Annotated in this window: 18 protein-coding genes; 9 read left to right on the top strand and 9 right to left on the bottom strand. The window is 44.3% G+C overall.

Annotated elements, in window-relative coordinates; all coding sequences use genetic code 11:
- Positions 1 to 26 precede the first annotated feature (26 nt).
- The 3 genes from A3762_RS09285 to A3762_RS09295 all read right to left on the bottom strand — a co-directional run bounded on the left by A3762_RS09285 (position 27) and on the right by A3762_RS09295 (position 2,340).
- Positions 27 to 371 carry a hypothetical protein gene (locus A3762_RS09285; RefSeq protein WP_068474117.1) on the bottom strand — a complete coding sequence of 115 codons (345 nt, stop codon included), beginning with the start codon at positions 369 to 371 and terminating at the stop codon, positions 27 to 29.
- A gap of 180 nt (positions 372 to 551) precedes the next feature.
- Positions 552 to 1,292 (bottom strand): LytTR family DNA-binding domain-containing protein, encoded by a 741-nt coding sequence (locus tag A3762_RS09290; RefSeq protein ID WP_068755094.1) that lies wholly within the window; start codon positions 1,290 to 1,292, stop codon positions 552 to 554.
- A 1-nt stretch (position 1,293) separates the two neighbouring features.
- Positions 1,294 to 2,340 carry a sensor histidine kinase gene (locus A3762_RS09295; protein ID WP_082869037.1) on the bottom strand — a complete coding sequence of 349 codons (1,047 nt, stop codon included), beginning with the start codon at positions 2,338 to 2,340 and terminating at the stop codon, positions 1,294 to 1,296.
- Between the two features lie 78 nt (positions 2,341 to 2,418).
- Here A3762_RS09295 and argH point away from each other — a divergent pair, with 78 nt between their 5' ends.
- The 8 genes from argH (at position 2,419) to A3762_RS09330 (ending at position 12,298) form a co-directional block, all read left to right on the top strand.
- On the top strand, positions 2,419 to 3,819 hold the full coding sequence (gene argH / locus A3762_RS09300) for an argininosuccinate lyase (protein WP_068474123.1): 1,401 nt from the start codon (positions 2,419 to 2,421) through the stop codon (positions 3,817 to 3,819).
- A 103-nt stretch (positions 3,820 to 3,922) separates the two neighbouring features.
- Positions 3,923 to 6,790, top strand: coding sequence for a class I adenylate cyclase (locus tag A3762_RS09305; RefSeq protein ID WP_068755096.1), 2,868 nt, complete (start codon positions 3,923 to 3,925; stop codon positions 6,788 to 6,790).
- Positions 6,791 to 6,864: 74 nt separating this feature from the next.
- Entirely contained in the window at positions 6,865 to 6,993 is a 129-nt protein-coding gene (locus A3762_RS26420) for a lipoprotein (protein ID WP_156493353.1), read from the top strand.
- Positions 6,994 to 7,036: 43 nt separating this feature from the next.
- Positions 7,037 to 8,287, top strand: coding sequence for a diaminopimelate decarboxylase (gene lysA / locus A3762_RS09310; RefSeq protein WP_068755099.1), 1,251 nt, complete (start codon positions 7,037 to 7,039; stop codon positions 8,285 to 8,287).
- Positions 8,288 to 8,292: 5 nt separating this feature from the next.
- A complete protein-coding gene (gene dapF / locus A3762_RS09315) occupies positions 8,293 to 9,123 on the top strand; it encodes a diaminopimelate epimerase (RefSeq protein ID WP_068755101.1) in 831 nt (276 codons plus the stop codon).
- 70 nt (positions 9,124 to 9,193) lie between these two features.
- Complete coding sequence (locus tag A3762_RS09320) at positions 9,194 to 9,931, top strand: DUF484 family protein (protein WP_068755104.1); 738 nt, start codon at positions 9,194 to 9,196, stop codon at positions 9,929 to 9,931.
- A gap of 145 nt (positions 9,932 to 10,076) precedes the next feature.
- Positions 10,077 to 11,660 (top strand): GGDEF domain-containing protein, encoded by a 1,584-nt coding sequence (locus tag A3762_RS09325; protein WP_068755106.1) that lies wholly within the window; start codon positions 10,077 to 10,079, stop codon positions 11,658 to 11,660.
- An 11-nt stretch (positions 11,661 to 11,671) separates the two neighbouring features.
- Positions 11,672 to 12,298 (top strand): hypothetical protein, encoded by a 627-nt coding sequence (locus A3762_RS09330; protein ID WP_068755108.1) that lies wholly within the window; start codon positions 11,672 to 11,674, stop codon positions 12,296 to 12,298.
- Positions 12,299 to 12,546: 248 nt separating this feature from the next.
- Here the strand turns inward: A3762_RS09330 and A3762_RS09335 are convergent, their stop codons facing one another.
- On the bottom strand, positions 12,547 to 13,512 hold the full coding sequence (locus tag A3762_RS09335; protein ID WP_197469166.1) for an alpha/beta hydrolase: 966 nt from the start codon (positions 13,510 to 13,512) through the stop codon (positions 12,547 to 12,549).
- 175 nt (positions 13,513 to 13,687) lie between these two features.
- Here A3762_RS09335 and A3762_RS09340 point away from each other — a divergent pair, with 175 nt between their 5' ends.
- A complete protein-coding gene (locus A3762_RS09340; protein ID WP_068478552.1) occupies positions 13,688 to 14,239 on the top strand; it encodes a TetR/AcrR family transcriptional regulator in 552 nt (183 codons plus the stop codon).
- 292 nt (positions 14,240 to 14,531) lie between these two features.
- On the opposite strand, the gene A3762_RS09345 is transcribed toward A3762_RS09340, so the two are convergent.
- The 5 genes from A3762_RS09345 to A3762_RS09370 form a co-directional block, all read right to left on the bottom strand.
- A complete protein-coding gene (locus A3762_RS09345; RefSeq protein ID WP_068755111.1) occupies positions 14,532 to 15,053 on the bottom strand; it encodes a hypothetical protein in 522 nt (173 codons plus the stop codon).
- Between the two features lie 80 nt (positions 15,054 to 15,133).
- Entirely contained in the window at positions 15,134 to 15,424 is a 291-nt protein-coding gene (locus A3762_RS09350; RefSeq protein ID WP_068755113.1) for a DUF3144 domain-containing protein, read from the bottom strand.
- A 61-nt stretch (positions 15,425 to 15,485) separates the two neighbouring features.
- Positions 15,486 to 15,902 carry a hypothetical protein gene (locus tag A3762_RS09355; protein ID WP_082869039.1) on the bottom strand — a complete coding sequence of 139 codons (417 nt, stop codon included), beginning with the start codon at positions 15,900 to 15,902 and terminating at the stop codon, positions 15,486 to 15,488.
- Positions 15,903 to 16,067: 165 nt separating this feature from the next.
- Complete coding sequence (locus tag A3762_RS09360) at positions 16,068 to 16,241, bottom strand: hypothetical protein (RefSeq protein WP_197469167.1); 174 nt, start codon at positions 16,239 to 16,241, stop codon at positions 16,068 to 16,070.
- A 427-nt stretch (positions 16,242 to 16,668) separates the two neighbouring features.
- Positions 16,669 to 17,067: a hypothetical protein gene (locus A3762_RS09370; RefSeq protein ID WP_068755118.1), complete on the bottom strand. Its 399-nt coding sequence runs from the start codon at positions 17,065 to 17,067 to the stop codon at positions 16,669 to 16,671.
- Between the last annotated feature and the right edge of the window lie 313 nt (positions 17,068 to 17,380).

The raw sequence follows: 17,380 nt of genomic DNA on the forward strand, positions 1-17,380 counted from the left end.
CTTTTTGAGGTTTGTATTTCGGAGAATTAAAACTGAAGTTTCAGCTCAAATTCTATCTCGTCCTCTTTGACCTTAACTTTGGTTTTTGTGCGATCAACATAATCACTGAAGCTTCTCGCAACTTGTTTTGAAGAATTACCACCAAAGGTCATTAACTGTTCACTATCAAGATTAAAAAACTTCTTAATAACAGTTCTAACAATTTTACTGTAAGGGATTTTTGTATTGGGTTGTTGGTCAACCAAGATCGTGTCGTCTTCGCTGATTGGAATATTTGGATTGGCTAAACAATGGCTCGACGTGCTGAACAGAGCAAGCGCAAATGCAAAGATACCAGCGATTTTTTTAGCTTTATTGTTATGTTGACGCACGGATACTGACCTCGTTTTTCTTAACAACATTACGGATCATACATAAAGTTCTGCGACATTTTTGTGAACTGCTTTTATGGGCATAGTGAGAGTGAGAACGGTGTCGACTAAATGACGCCTTACTAAGCCGAAACTGTGCTGGGTGGCACAAAAAAAGATCTGTGAAATTTCTAAAACGGCTCAGAGAGAGGAGATAAGGTCGCGAACTTCACTAAAATGCCGTCGGCTAACTTCCGTTGTGAGGCCATTGCTGAGCTCAATGATGTGCGTACCCGATGCGGATTTTTTGAGTTTTCTAAGATGTTTAGTGTTAACGAGAGTGCTACGGTGCACGCGAATGAAGTGCGGGTAAAGCTCTTCGAGTTCTTTTAAGGTTTGGTTACTTAAGGTTTCGCCTTGCTTATGAATAACATTCACATACTTTTGATCGGCTTTGAATAGCAGTATATCGTCGAGGTCGATCTTTTCTTGGCCATCCCATGTGTTCGCAATAAAGAATGAATCCGCACTTTGACCTGCCTGCAGTACTTTGACAGCCTTTAAATGAGCCTGACTTAATGCTTGTGCTTGGTTCAAACTTTGCAGAAGCTGCTCTTCTCTAGCCGGCTTTAGTACATAACCTATGGCATTCGCTTGAAACGCCTGTAAGGCATATTCGTCATAGGCGGTGCAAAAGATAATTGCTGGTGGCGGTTCAAGCTTTGTGATGTGTTTAGCGGCTTCGATGCCGTCCATTTCGGGCATACGGATATCGAGCAATGCAATATCGGGATATTCCGTTCGCGCTATCTCAACAGCCTGCTGACCATTCCTCGCGAGGCCGCATACCTCGTAACCATCAATACGCTCAATAATGCGGGCTAGCCGATCTCGGGCTAAAGGTTCATCATCTGCAATTAAGATCTTGGTCGCTTCTTTCATATTAATGACTGCTTTGAATTGGCAGCCGGAGCGTTGTGGTAAAGATGTTATTGTGTTGACTTGTCTTCAGAACGGCAGTCTTTTTGTACATAGCAGAAAGGCGATCTGCAATATTCGATAAAGCGATATGATTTCCGTGCGTGTTTTTTTCTGATTCCCCAACAGGATTAGACACTAATAAATACACATGCTCGTTCTTTATATACGCTTCAAAATCGATTGTTCCTCCATCTGCTAGAGGTTGAATGCCGTGATAGATTGCATTCTCAACAATCGGTTGTAGTGTCAGAGGTGGAATCATTACCTGCAAAGTATTGTCGGCGATTTTCCAAGATACCCTTAACCGATCGCCAAGTCGTAAGCCTTCTATATTCAGATACTTTTTACACAGAGAGATCTCTTCTTGAAGCGCAACGTATCGGCGCTGTGTATTGAGAGTGGAGCGAAAAAGTTCTGATAAATCGAGTACCGCGTCCTCCGCTAGTTCAGGTTTCGTAGCGATCAAACTGGCGATGCTGTTCATGCTATTAAATAAAAAGTGCGGTCGAATGCGAGATTGAAGTGCCTCAATTCGCGCTTGTAGTTCGGCTTTTTGCTGCTGCTTCGCCAGATAGCCCAAGTAAAAGTAACGGAGTGCTAATCCGCTAATTAGTCCTGCAACAATCGTATTTTGAATAATGAAATTGGCGTTATCGACAATATGGGTTTCTACAAATCGTATGCTGGCATAACTAATCAAGGCCGTTACTAGCATAACGATAAGTAGTGCTAAAAAAGCCTGGGCAATGATGCTAAAGCGAGCATTGATTGGACGAGCAGCACAGAGTAGAACGCAAGAACTGAGTCCAATGGCATGCAATATGAGCGAGGTGAAGCCAAGGGTTTGCCAATCTAGCAGGCCATGCGTTGTTTGAATCAAAGCAATAATAAAGGCCAAAACTTGCGTGCATAAAATGACGATCGCAATGCTTTGAGCGTGACATAAATTCGGAATAAAACTGTTCGTTAGCGTCACGTCTTTTTGAGGCGCAGTGGCTTTGTTATTCATGATATACTTCGGCGCTTTACTGGGCCGCCAGAGAATTCCTGCGGCAGCAATGATTTTAGTGTAGATGGGTAATCCAGCATGAGCAATGATTCAAATGCCACCAACCAGTCTTGGGGTGGTCGTTTTAACGAGCCAACAGACGCATTTGTCGCGGAATTCACCGCTTCGGTTCAGTTTGATCAACGTATGTACTTTCACGATATTCAAGGCTCGATTGCACATGCGACCATGCTTGCAAAAGTGGGTGTGTTGAGTGAGCAAGAACGTGATCAAATCATTCAAGGTTTGAGCGAAGTGCGCGCAGATATTGAAGCAGGCGAGTTTGAATGGTCGGTTGCGCTTGAAGATGTGCACATGAATATTGAAGCGAAGCTTACCGAGAAAATTGGTATTACAGGCAAGAAGCTTCATACAGGCCGTTCACGTAATGACCAGGTTGCGACAGATATTCGTTTGTATTTGCGCGATGAAATCGACTTTATTGCAAGTGAAATTACCCGTCTTCAACAGGGTATTGTTGGCTTGGCACAGCGTGAAGCTGAAACGATTATGCCAGGCTTTACGCATCTTCAAACTGCACAACCGGTTACGTTCGGGCATCACGTTATGGCCTGGAACGAAATGTTGCAACGCGATTATGAACGTTTGATGGACTGCCGTAAGCGTGTCAACATCATGCCGCTTGGTGCCGCGGCTTTGGCTGGCACAAGTTACCCTATCGATCGCGCTCTAACTGCTGAATTGCTTGGTTTTGAGCGTCCGAGCTATAACTCTCTTGATTCCGTGAGCGACCGTGATTTTGCGATTGAGTTTTGTTCATTTGCGAGCCTCTTGTTAATGCATTTGTCGCGCGCTTCCGAAGAACTCATTTTATGGGCCTCTGCGCAGTTTGACTTTATTGATTTGCCTGATCGTTTTTGCACGGGCTCTTCAATCATGCCGCAGAAGAAGAATCCAGATGTACCAGAACTTGTACGCGGTAAAAGTGGTCGCGTAACTGGGCATTTGATCTCTCTACTTATGCTTATGAAATCTCAGCCATTGGCCTACAACAAAGATAATCAAGAAGACAAAGAGCCTTTATTCGATGTGCTTGATACCGTAAAAGGATGTTTGCGTGCCTATGCTGACATGGTTCCAGCCTTGCAGGTTAAAGCGTCAAATATGCGCGATGCAGCGTTAAAAGGTTTTGCGACGGCAACTGATCTTGCAGATTACTTAGTGGTGAAAGGTATGCCTTTCCGCGACGCGCACGAAGTAGTGGGTAAAGCAGTTGCTTATGGTATTGAACAAGGCAAAGATCTCTCAGAGATGAGCTTAGAAGAGCTTCAACAGTTTAGTGACACAATCGTCGATGACGTATTTGATGTTCTCACCTTAGAAGGCTCGGTTAATGCGCGTAATCACATTGGTGGGACGGCGCCGGCACAAGTTCGTGAAGCCGTGAAGCGCGCTGAACAGGGACTTAGTACACGCTAAGAAGACTATGATTGGAACGGTTTTTGTTTGTTTCTGTATTTAAACGAAAACCGTTCTAATTGAGCCTGTTCATCGGCAGTATTTTGCCAAGTTTAAGTTTGCTATGCCGCTAAGTCTTCAGCGAAAAATTTCTGTCGATTACACCGACGGTGTTGATCGAAAATTACTCCGACACATTCGAGATCGCTTCTTGGGTGTGAATCAACAACGCTTGGAACGAACTTACGAGGGTTTAGGTTCTCGACAAGCTGATCTATTAAGAATTCTTCCTCTTTTATACCAAGTTAACCACCCCTTGTTACCCGGTTACGTGTCTCGCGATGCACCGCGTGGTGTGTCGGAGTTTGCACCAAGCAAAGAAGCTTTATCTATCGCGGCAGGTTTTAGTCGTACCTTTCGATTTAAACAAGATCGACGACACAAGGCGCAAATTCATTCTCTATTTATTATGGGTAGCACTGGCACCTTAGCGCACTCTGAGGCCAGTGACGTAGATGCATGGTTATGTATTGATGATCAGTTAACCCAGCAAGAACAAGACGTATTGAGTGAGAAGGCTAAACTCATCGACAAGTGGGCGAATGATGAAGGGCTCGAACTGCATACTTTTGTGATGTGTGCCTCTCGCTTCAAGCATGGCGTATCCGTGCCAAGCATGGATAAAGAGAGCAGCGGCTCTGCGCAACATGTCCTATTGCTCGATGAGTTTTATCGTACCGCGATATTGCTCGCTGGTCGTTATCCGCTTTGGTGGTTAGTGCCGCCGCGAATGGAGCAAGACTACGATCAAACCGCCGCAATGCTTCTTGAAAAACGCTTTATCAAAGAAACAGAGACTATCGACTTTGGTGGGTTATACGATATCCCGAAAAGTGAGTTGGTTGGGGCAGGCTTATGGCAGCTTTATAAGAGTTTAGAGTCGCCTTATAAATCGACATTGAAACTCATGTTGGCAGAGGTCTATGCCCGTGAGCTTCCTGATTTTCCAACGCTTGGGGTTGAGTTTAAACAAGCGATTTACGACGACGAACTAGACCTAGCCAGCCTTGATCCGTATTACCTGTTGTATCGCCGTTTAGAAAATTATTTACATCGTCAGAAGCAAGAGAATCGTCTAGATCTGATACGTAAAAGTTTTTATTTGAAGGTGAATAAAAAACTCTCGCGAACAGTGCGGAAAGTGTCTTGGCAGCGACAGTTTTTGCAGGAGCAAGTTAGTGCTTGGGGATGGACAAAGAATCAGTTGCGTCACTTGGATGAACGGCATACTTGGCGTGTAAATGAAGTGGCGACGGAGCGTCAAAGTTTGTTGGCAGAGTTGACCAACGCGTATCGCTTTTTAACTAATTACGCACGCGCAAATGCCATTAGTAGCTCCATCACGCAAACCGATATGAATCTACTCGGTCGTAAGTTATACGCGGTTTTTCAACGAAAAGCAGGCAAGATCGAAGCGATCAACTTAGGCATCAGTCCGAGCATGTGGGAAGAAAATCTCGCCTTGCATCATGCTTCTAGCCAAGAATTTCAGACCGATCCAAAGGCATGGCTTTTATACAAAGAGCTTGCCACACCGGCAGATGCAGCTTTTGCCCAGCCATTGAAAAAGAACAGTAGCTTGGTGGAATTGCTGGCCTGGCTTTACTTCAACGGCATTGTGAGTAGAGCAACGCGTTTGAGTCTAGTGCCGGGTGAGAGCGCGACCAGTATCCGAGATGTTCACAGCGTATTAGATTGTCTAGAGCAAGAATTTCCATTGCCGTTACCGACACCAGATCAATCGTGTTTTGAAACGGCTGCACGCATTCGACGCATTATATTATTGATTAATATCGATGGGCCTGCCGAAGACGAGCAAGATCAGGCAGGGCAGCGAATCAGTGATCGTACAGATTCATTGTCCTACAGCTCGCAACAAGCCAATTTGGTTAAAACCATCGATCAGGTTGTACTGAACAGCTGGGGTGAAGTATCTGCCGTGCGTTATGAGGTAGGTGAGACTTTACTGCAGAACTTACAAGCTTATTTGTTGCTGTGTGCAGAGCAAGCAGGTGGGCCATTCGAATTGATCGTGCGCTGTTTTAGTTCGTTCAGAGCGAGAGCCATTGAAGACCGAGTGAAAGCATTATTTTATGAGGCTCGCTCTGTATTATTTGGCCCAGATCATCAAGTCCGTTCAGTTAGGTATATTATTGGTTTGGGCAAATCCTTCTATTTGATTCATGCAGCGAACAAGCAATTTCGTTTTGAGCTGTTCGAAACTCAAGATGTACTCTTTGAACGTTTAAGGCGTGTTGAAGGCAGTTACTTGCCGATTAGGTTCGATAGCTATGCCCTTGAACACGAAACCGTTCTGAAAACAGCGCTCGCGATGAACGAGCCAGATTTAATTCAAGTCTTTTATGTCTATCAAGAGAACGAAATTGATCTGTATGTATTAGACGAGTTTGGGGGCTTGTTAAAGGGGAGCCTTCCACGCCAAGACGAGTCGATCATGCAGTCAGCGGTGTTCTCTTTCTTAAGTACCGTGCTAGATCGCAGACAATTGAGTATGGCGCATCATCATCACGGTGTTATGCCAACGGTTGCGCTGTATGCAGTGTCCGAGTCACAAGGTGATATTCATACACGGCGCATAAAGCGGATTGATTTGCTAGAGGCAGAGCCCGTTCACGCCTTCGCTAATTATGCAGGAGACACCTTGCATTATGATTTCCATGCGCTTGGTAAAGACTTCTCTTATACCGAATATGGTGATCAACAATTCGCCGCATTAACACATAGTTTTGAGCACTCTCGTACACGCGCGGGTGCGTATTTGAAACTCACTGATCTGAGTTTTCCCGCTGATCCTTTGGGTGTATTGCGCAGTGATGGCCAAGGCTTTGGTGTTCTTGATTACTTTAAAGTATTCATTGAATTTGAAACAGCTTTTGCCAAAGCTGTTAATTCCCAGCAGCGCACATCTTAGCGTTAGTCTTTGCTTGTACGACAAGCTATAATCGCCCCATCTTTGATGTCAGAAAATCTTTTTTGGAAATCGCCATGCGCCAAATAAAGACCTTTGGTCTGCTTTTAGTTGTAAGCTCAGTGTTATTGGGCTGCGGACAAAAGGGCGCCTTGTATTTACCTGAAACAGAAGAACCTGCACAAGAGCAGTCATCTGACGCATAACTTGATTAGTAAAGGCGGCGAGCGATTTAATCGCTGAAATAGTATGGATTATTTTACTCTAAAAAATGGTCAGCTTTACGCTGAAAACGCATCCCTTCAAGACATTGCAGAGCAATACGGTACGCCAACGTATGTGTATTCACGTGCAGCATTTGAGCAGAGCTTTCTTGCTTATAAAAATGCATTCGGGGATCACGATCACCTTGTTTGTTACGCAGTAAAAGCGAATTCGAATCTCGCGGTATTGAGCATTCTTGCTCATTTAGGTGCAGGTTTTGACATCGTATCGATTGGCGAATTAAAGCGTGTACTCGCGGCAGGTGCTGACGCATCGAAAGTTGTTTTTTCGGGTGTGGGTAAGCAAGCAGATGAAATGGCTGAAGCCCTAAAAGCGGGCGTTCACTGTTTCAATGTAGAGTCTGAGTCAGAGTTATATCAGCTTAACGAAGTTGCATCGGCTTTGGGCATGGTTGCGCCGATTTCTTTGCGTGTGAATCCAGACGTAGATGCGAAGACCCATCCCTATATTTCAACGGGTTTGAAAGATAATAAATTCGGCGTATCGATTGATGTCGCGCTTGATATTTATCAAGCAGCAGCCTCACTGGAAGGTATTCGTGTAACAGGGATTGATTGCCATATCGGTTCTCAGTTAACCGAAACTCAGCCATTCCTTGATGCACTAGATCGTGTGCTGTTGCTAGTCGATCAACTACAAGACAAAGGCATTACGCTAGAGCATCTCGATATCGGCGGTGGTCTTGGCGTGCGGTACTCGGATGAACAGCCTCCAGAAACGGCCTCTTATGTTCAAGAAGTACTTAAGAAAGTAGAAGGTCGTAACCTGACTATCGTCATGGAGCCGGGGCGTTCTATTGCTGCTAACTCAGGAATCTTGCTAACGCGTGTTGAATATTTGAAGCACAACGAAGAGAAAAACTTCGCGGTTGTTGATGCTGCTATGAACGATCTAATGCGTCCGTCGCTCTACAGTGCTTGGCAAGACATCGTGCCAGTGAGTCCTCGTACAAAGAGTGAAGCGAAGACCTATGATGTCGTTGGTCCTATCTGTGAGACGGGTGATTTTCTTGGTAAAGATCGTGCCTTAAATATCGCAGAAGGTGATTTGCTTGCAGTGTGTTCATCAGGAGCATACGGCTTTGCAATGAGCTCGAATTATAATTCACGGAATCGCGCGGCAGAGCTAATCGTTGATAACGAGCGAGTGTTTGTTGGTCGAGAGCGCGAGACCTTTGAAGAGCAAATTCGCCTTGAGCATGTGTTTGAAGAGTAAGTCGCATGATTGTTGAATTCACTAAAATGCACGGCTTAGGCAACGACTTTGTTGTTGTCGACATGATTAGCCAGCATGCGCATTTTCGAACAGAGCAGATCAAAAAGCTCGCCGATCGGCGCATGGGCATTGGCTTCGACCAAATGTTACTGGTTGAGCCACCAAGCAAGCCTGACATGGATTTTAAATATCGCATCTTCAATGCAGACGGTTCAGAAGTAGAACAGTGTGGCAATGGTGCGCGCTGTTTTGCTGTATTTGTTCGTGAGCAAGGCTTGACCGATAAGTCGGTGATCAAGGTTGAAACCTGTAATGCCGATATTGAGCTAACCATTCAAGAAGATGGTCGTGTTCGTGTCGATATGGGTGAGCCAGTATTGGAGCCCGCGCAAATTCCGTTTGAAGCAGATCAGCAAGCCAGCACTTATTCGCTGGCTGTCGAAGAAGCCTATTATGAGTTATCGGCCGTATCAATGGGTAATCCGCATGGCGTGATGCTTGTTGATGATGTTGCGACAGCAAATGTTGAAGAGCTGGGGCCTCAGTTAGAAAAACATACGCGCTTTCCAAACAAAGCCAATATTGGGTTTATGGAAGTGGTCCATGCTCGCTTTATAAAGCTGCGTGTTTTTGAACGCGGTGCTGGTGAAACGCTCGCGTGTGGCACTGGCGCGTGTGCGGCAGTGGTGGCCGGGATTGAGCGTGGTCTTCTTGAAAGCCCTGTTGAAGTGAAGCTTCCTGGTGGTAATTTGATAATTGAATGGGCTGGGCGAGGCCATAACTTGATTATGGTTGGTCCTGCTGCAACGGTCTTCAAAGGACAAGTAAGAATCTAGCTACAGTGCTAGTCGAAGTGCCGCAATAAACGGGCACTTCTTTAATTGATAACAAACTAAGAACATAACAATGACAGAACAAACGATCGCTCCGGAACAGGCCGTCAGAGAAGAACAAGTTGTCGAATTTCTAAAACAATCTCCTGACTTTTTCGTTAAACATGAAGCACTACTACAAGAACTTACGTTCCCGCATGAAAGCGGGAAAGCAATCTCTTTAGGCGAGCGTCAGGTTCAAGTATTTCGTGAAGATCGTGACAAGTTGCGTGTTCAATTAAATGAACTAATTCAAGCGGCTACAGAAAACGACAAGCACTTTGAAACGAGCAAACGTTTATTGCTTGATATGCTTGATGTGAAAAGCATGGATGAGATCGAGTATGTGCTTCAGGCTGCCTTTAAAGAAGATGCGAATATCGATTTTGCGCGTATTGTGGTTTTCGCGGATAAGTCTGATTACCCAGCTTCAGAACTACATATCTTAAGTGAGCAAGATGCGCGTGATGCCTTAGGCACTTTGGTAGATAGCCAAAACGCGGTGTGTGGTCGTTTTACTGATAAGCAGCTAGCGTTCTTATATCAGAGCGAGGCGTCGCAAGTTGGTTCTGCTGCCGTGATTCCAATGCGAAATGGCCAGCTGTATGGCGTAATTAGTTTGGCAAGTACGAATCCGCAACATTTCGATTCATCAATGGGGTCTTTGTTTTTGTCCTATATCAGTGATTTTATTTCGCGTTTGTTGCCCGATTTATTGGCACGAGCACGTAGCAAAACACACGCAGAAAAAGTCCCTTCTTTACTAGATTAATCAGATACCTATCTGAATGGCCACGTATTCTCAAAGCGTGGCTGTTTCAGCAGAAATTTGCCTGCCAAATTTCATTCTCCTGACTACACTCAAAAGATCGTTTTTAAAAAAGACCACTTTTACGATTGCGTTCAGGGGCAGTTGAATGAGCACGGCTCAAAATGGTGATGACAAGCAATGGCGTCAGCGCTATCTAAAACAAGTTGATGACAACGAAAACTTAAGCGAACGCTATCGTGAGCATGTTGAGTTGCTTCAGCGTATTGTCTCGCGTTTATGTTTAAGTGTTGATGAGTCGAACCCTGAATTTCATTCCGAAATCAGAGACCTACGCCGCAAGCTCAAAGGCGAGTTAAGTTCTTTGCCAAGTCTAGCTGAATCGCTAGCTGAGATTGATCGTCGTTTTTTAGCAGACCGATCAGATGAGCACTTGCGTGTCTCCTTGCCTGAATCAACAGGAACAAACCTCCATAAACCAAGTGTCTTTGAAAAAGGAAAGCATTGGGTTGAAGGGGTCTTCAATAAAATGAAAGGTCAGCATCATAGCGAAACGATCGAAACAAGAATTGAAGTTGTTCCTGATGATTTCATAGAGCTTCCGGGGGCCGCCAAACTCAAAGAAGTACTTGAGTCGACGCCCGGTTACGGCGCAATCGCGAGCAAAGTGGCTGATATTTTAAATGCATTGCTCAGCCAACTAAGCTACCCAGAAAGTGCGCAACAAGATCTACAAGCCTTGCGATTACGCATTGCTAGTCGAGTCAACTGGTATGAACTGCCTCCAACATTAGAAGATCTAAGTAATCTGATCATCGCGTCAATGGGGAAAGGCCAGCGTCAGTTTGATACCTTTTTGCATGAGTTGGATCAACAACTTCAGGTGATGACAGATTTCTTATCAGGGCATGATGAGAGAGATCAAACGTGGTTGGACTTGAGTAAACAACTTGAACAGAGCGTGAATGAAAAACGCATCGCGCTTGAATTGAATGCCGATGGGCAGCCTATCCCTGAACTTGAAAAGCAGTTAAAAGACTCGATTCGCGAGCACCTCGAAGACATTTCAGACATCGCCGTTGAATTCGTCAAACGCGGAGAAAAACTCAGCGCTGGTTTTCAGCCAGAGTTAGAGGCAGTGCAGCAAGGTGTTCAAAGTTTGTTGCTTGAACAAAAGAAGTTACGCTCTCAACTCGAAGAAGAGCGTCACTCAGCACTCGAAGATGTACTCACAGGATTGGCAAGCCGCGAAGCCTACGACGAGCGTTTAGAGTTCGAATATTTACGTTGGCAACGCTACAAAAAGCCGGTGGCACTTTGTGCGGCAGATATTGATCATTTCGATTCAATTAATGAACGCTATGGACATTTATCTGGTGATAGGACTCTGCAGATTATCGGTAAAGAACTTAAAGAGCGTATGCGCAAGACTGATTTTGTTGCGCGTTATGGCGGCGAGAAATTCATATTTATTCTGCCCGTTACGAAAATAGATGTTGCTGAGCAAGTGATGGAAAAGTTGCGTAAAACGATTATGTCGTTGCCACTTCATTTTAGAGCGCAGCGCGTTAAGTTAACCGTCTCATTTGGCTTGGTTGAGTTTCATGAGTGTGAGCATTTTTCAGAATTAAGCGTTAAAGCTGACCAAGCATTAGCGCAAGCAAAGAGACAAGGTCGAAATCAAGTATGCGTATGGCATGCAGAGGCCGATAAGAAGAATAGTGAAGAGTAAAGAGGTGGGTGATGTTCGAATTAACTTTCTACGGTGAGTTACAACCTGGTGCGGATTTAGACGACTGTAAAGCTAAGCTTGCGCAGTTATTTAAAGCCAATCCTGCACAGATCGAAAAAATGTTTTCAGGTCAACGTGTGGTACTGAAAGGCAAGCTAGATCAAGCAACGGGTGATAAATATCTCGCTGCATTAAAAGCTCGTGGTGCAAAGTGTCAGCTTGAAAGCACAGATCAGCCAGCATCGTCTCCAGCTCCAGCTCCAGCTCCAGCTCCAGCTCCAGCTCCAGCTCCAGCTCCAGCTCCAGCTCCAGCTCCAGCTCCAGCCGCTGAACCTGAGTCAGAAATACCTCTGCCAACGGTAGAAGAGTCTGCACCTGCTGCGCCTATGGCAGTAGAGAGTAAAAGTGGCTTGAATGTCGCGGGTGAAAAGGTGGATCAAATGCTATCGCAAAGTGCATTAAGCCTAGACCCAGTAGGGGTAGATCTTGCCGAAAAAGCCGAAGAGCCTCCTACCCCAGAGTTGAAGGAACTAGATAATGTTTCGCTCGCACCGACTGGTAGTGATCTTGGGCAAGAAAAGAAAGAAGAAACAGCCGTTGTACCGGATATCAGCCATCTATCATTAAAGAGTGATTAAACCGCGTTATTCTTTTCATGATGTCATTGCCGCGCAGGCGGCACAAAAGCGCTTTAGCGCGTTGAACGACAAAAAATCGGCCCGAAGGGTAAGCGAAGCGCATCATCTATTGTTTAAAGTGCAATGCATGGAGTTAGACAAAAGCGGTGGGAACTAAAACTGAAAACCTTCATCGGATATTGTGATAAAGCCGATATTATAAAAGCGACTTGTGGCATTCATTTTTGAGCAACTGACTGAATGTGAAATTACAGTTTTGTGTTTGGCCTGCCGCCTTTTACCTCTTCTAGAAATTTACTAGCTGCACGACTTAACTGATCTAAACCTTGCTGCTCTATGGGCATGTGCCCAGCGTTTTCCAATAAAACAACTTTTTTATTGCAGGCCAAGCGCTGATAGAACTGTTCGCTGAGTTCAAATGGCGTCCATTTATCTTCTGCTGGATGAGCCAACAAAACCGAGCACGAGTTGAAGTTCTCGGGTTCAACTTTAGGTGTTGCAATCATAATCGAAAGCATGAAATGCAGCGGTGTTCGATTTCCACCACCGTTTGGGTCGTTAACAACAAGTTGATTAAATTCGGCATTATTCGATAAAGCGTGCATTTTAGAAAACCATTTCAAAGGAAACTTTAGTGTTCCTAAAATGGGGTTTAGACATTTCAATAACGGTAAGATTGCCGAGCTCATTCGAGGGAATTTAGCGAAAGCAGCTCTAACAGAAGCCAATCGCGGATCACACAATGTGGTTGCGATAATGCCCTTAACATATTTTGATCTAGCTGCCGCATAGTACGCTAGCATCCCACCCAAGCTAAGCCCATACAATACGATTTTTTGCGGGCCTTGCTCTGATTCATGCTCAATTAAATCGACAACCAAATCTGCCCAAGTTAGGTAGTCCACCTTTCTTTCCGGCGAATCAGTTAATCCATACCCTGGAAAGTCTGGCATCACGACTTCATATCCCTTCTCATACAGGTCGAGGGCCAACGGGCTCAACAAACGTGCATAGCCACCACCTCCATGCAGCATGATCACCTTTACGTCATCTTTGGTCGATGGAACATAACGATCTAAATGAACATTGATTCCCTGCCACAACCACCACTCCTCTTTGGGCTGGTTTTGGTGATTAATCCGTAGGTGTTCCGGAAAATAATCTTGGTAGTTTTGCCAGTATGATTCACTTTGGTAACTTGGTTGCTCTTTCATCAAACTCAATTCCTCCATTGGACTGCGTAGCGCTAAACGGTGCTTTAGATAACAGAACACTATAATATGAGTATTTACTCACATTAAATACTCGCGTTTATTTATTCTCATGAAAGTCAATAAAACCACCTCAAAGCCCCGTCGCAAGCCCGCTCAGAGCCGATCATCTAATACAGTGGATTGCATACTCGAAGCCAGCGCTCATATTTTAGTTAGCGAAGGACAGGGGAAATTAAACACCAACCACATTGCTAAAATCGCAGGAGTTAGCGTTGGTTCGATTTATCAATACTTTGGGAATAAAGAAACGATTCTTGCTGAATTGGGCAATCGCCATATTGATGAGATGCTCACAATCATTATGGCTACTTTACAAAAGCTGCCTTCTCTTGACCTGAAAGAAGCGCTTGAAACCATGGTGCATGCGGTTATGGACGCTCATAAGCAAGAACCGCAGCTACATCAGGTACTCGTAAGAGAGCTAAACAAACTAGACGGCTACACTCGCGTAGAAGAGCTCGATGGCGTATTGCTGAATTTAACCGAGAGCTTTTTGAAAAGCCGAGCCCATGAAATAAGTAGTGAGGATCTAAAACTCGCAAGCTTTGTGGTTATGCAAACCATAGAGAACCTTACCCATCAAGGTGTTTTGTTTGCCCCTCAAATTGATCTAAGCAAATTAACAAAAGAATGCTCACACATGCTTTATTGTTATTTGACAAGCTAATAGAGTGAAACTTCATTTGCCCTCTTTCGAAACAGTGCGACTCGAAAATATTCGTTGAAATGTCCGCTTTTCATAAACAGCCGATGCAATACATCTTCGAGGCGAAAGTCTCCTTCCCTCTTGAAGCGTGCACTAAGAACTGAGCAGCGCCAAGGTCTGCAGTTGTCTTTTGCGAATGGAAAACCAATGTCCGCTTTTCATTCTTAGTACGTCTTTATGCCAAGCTAACGGGCTGGCGCTGCGCAGCAGTGACAGACCAGGCCAACTCGTTGGCCGAGCGTTGAGCGCCTTGTTACACGATTGATTCATAGCCGCAGCCCGTTGCTTCTTTAATGTGTGCAGCTAAGTTTTTGTACCCCAGCTCAATGATGCAGGTATTGCCATTGGCCAGCATAAAACCTAGCTTAAAAGAACCTGCATGTCTGCTATTTTTGATCAATGACGCTGTATCTTTGGCGCTAAGAGTATATGCGCCTTCTTTAGGACAAGCCCTATAAGTTATTTCGTTGGCAATTAACAAAATTTCGTAGCCTGGTGCTAGGGTTGTATCTTGGGATTCAATTACTAGCTGAGGCTTATTTAGTTCAAGGCCAAGAGATTGAGTTACTTTGTCTTGGGTGAAGGCAGTCGTGTAATACGCGATTACTCTGGTCTCGCCTGCTGGATGCCTTGCAACAATACCCCCACTAATGGTGCACAAAGAATCATCTACTCTAGTTGTCCAAATATCGTACTCTTCTGACGCATTAGATTCTGGAGCTGCATTTACAATTATCGATGTTAACAAGAATACAAAAAGTATGTATGGCTTCATGATTTCTTCTACGTGTAACAGTGTGTTTAACGAACCCTCCGGTCCGCTAAATACTTTTTATAAGTGATGCTTGGGATGAACTAACCATGAGGCGTGTACTCATCATAGCTTTCAATATATTCATCAAGGTTCTCTGTAAGCATTTTTCGATATTGCTCGGTAAAATAGCGTATGGCCTCTTCTTTGTCTTTTTTCATTTCTTCGACATCGTCAGCAGATGATGCAACATTGAAAGCATTGAACCTGGCCGCAGCATAAAGCGTGGAAGAGCTCACTTTCCTAGTATCAGCGTCTGCCGCCTGCTTATTGGCAACAGCGATAACTTCATCAGCTCTTTCCCAGAATTCTGGGGATATTTCATTGCTACTCATTCGATACTCTCATGACTCATAACAGTGTGTTTAACGAACCCTCCGGTCCGCTAAACACTTTTTATATGCTTTTTAATTGGTTAAACCTAATGCCCAAAAACAAACCGACGAATGCTGCCAAGCAATAATAAATAAGCCTAGGAACATCATTAATTACGTCGTTTAGATCAGGGAACGTTGTGCGCTCAATATCTGGGAACACCACCAAGGCAACAATAGGCAAAGCAATAAAAATTGAATAAACAGCATACTGCCAATGAACTGCATTAGCACGATTAGCCAGACCTATTGCGATATAACATGCCAAGAAGACACCCAAATACTTAAATAGTTTAACCAACGAAAGCGCCGTCGATGCTGCATCTAGATCAGTGGAAAACAACTCATAGGCCGGCATAAATGACAATGAGATAGTTTTAAATATGAAATAAATACCCAATGAAACGAAGGTAGCTATTAAGACTGACTTTAAATTCACGCTAATCCTTTTTGCTTATAACAGTGTGTTTAACGAACCCTCCGGTCCGCTAAACACTTTTTAGGTGCATTCGCTAGCTCTCCATTTCAATGTCTGTCGATATTTCCGTCATCATCGAAAGACACACTTACTACATAGTCTATAACGCCGTCGGGTAGCGTGAAGTCATAGACCTATGACTTGCTCACTCGATGGGGTCTCAGTGTTCAAATGCTTTTCCCAATATGTACTAGGAAGCTCATCTATATGATGCGAAACAAACCCATCAATACTGTATTCCCCCTGCTCCGTACCAGATGCCTTTCGGATACCTTCGAGAGCTTTAGCTTCGTTGCTCATTCAGTCACCTAACAGTGTGTTTAACGAACCCTCCGCTCCGCTAAACACTTTTTATGAGTTTTATATTGCAACACAGCCTTCCCATGCTTTCGCCGCAATTATTGCGGGGATAAAAATTACCGTAGTAACTACGAATAGTTTTTGAGCCCACCTTGCTTTGGGTTTTATATATGTTGCGTCGATTATTACGATAAAGGGCCCAATAAAAGCATCATACCACCGGCCCGGATGATCTTCGTTTTTATTAGCCAACACGAAGAATATAAGACCGAAAAATGCTAGTGCACTAATACGGCTAACCCAATCAACTATTTCGTAGTAGTCACACATGTGTAGGTTTCATTTTGACTCATAACGCCGTGCACACAGGTAGGCAAAGCAACGCTTTGGCTGTCCGAGCGGCATAGCCGCGCTGTGCTGCACCTTGTTATGTCTTGCTGGCATAGTTGCGAACCTTTTGACTACGAAGTGCCTTAACCACGAAAAAAAGAGGGACTAAATAAATTGCTATGAAAGCAAATGGAAGAGCACTACCAAAATTGCTAGAAAAGTTTATGCCATAGGCAATTATGGCGATTGCTAATAAGTAAGAGCCCCACTCTAAGGCTTGACGCATTCGTGCAGAGCCTCGAAGAAAAAGTGCACCCGCAACCACAAAGCTGCCGGCGATTAGAATTTGCAGAACCCCAGGCAATACGCCAAATGAAGTTGAAGGTTCTTGGAAATAGACGAGTAAGTAGCCAGTTGCGCTGAGAATGCTTAGGCCTCCCAAAATCATGAAAAACCAAGCAATGACATTAACACTGGTGGGACGATCAGAATTCACGTTTCTCCTCTGAAATATAACAGCTTTTTATACGGGATTCCGTATAAACCGCAGAGGACAAAGCGTCTTCACGATCATCAAAATTCCATTTTTGTTTAATTGATCCAATCACTTAAAGAGCACCCTATCATTAGAAACCAAGATTCTTTTTGCGCAAAAAGAAGACTTGGGTTTACACGGGTCCGTATAAACCCAGAAGCATTTTTTTAAGTAATTGTTTTATAAAACAATATCAGAAGGAACCCGTAAAAAGACAGACTTATCTCACGGGTTTCATAGGAAGCGATCACCTCAAATCTTCTTGATTCCATTA

Source organism: Oleiphilus sp. HI0125 (genome assembly GCF_001635355.1).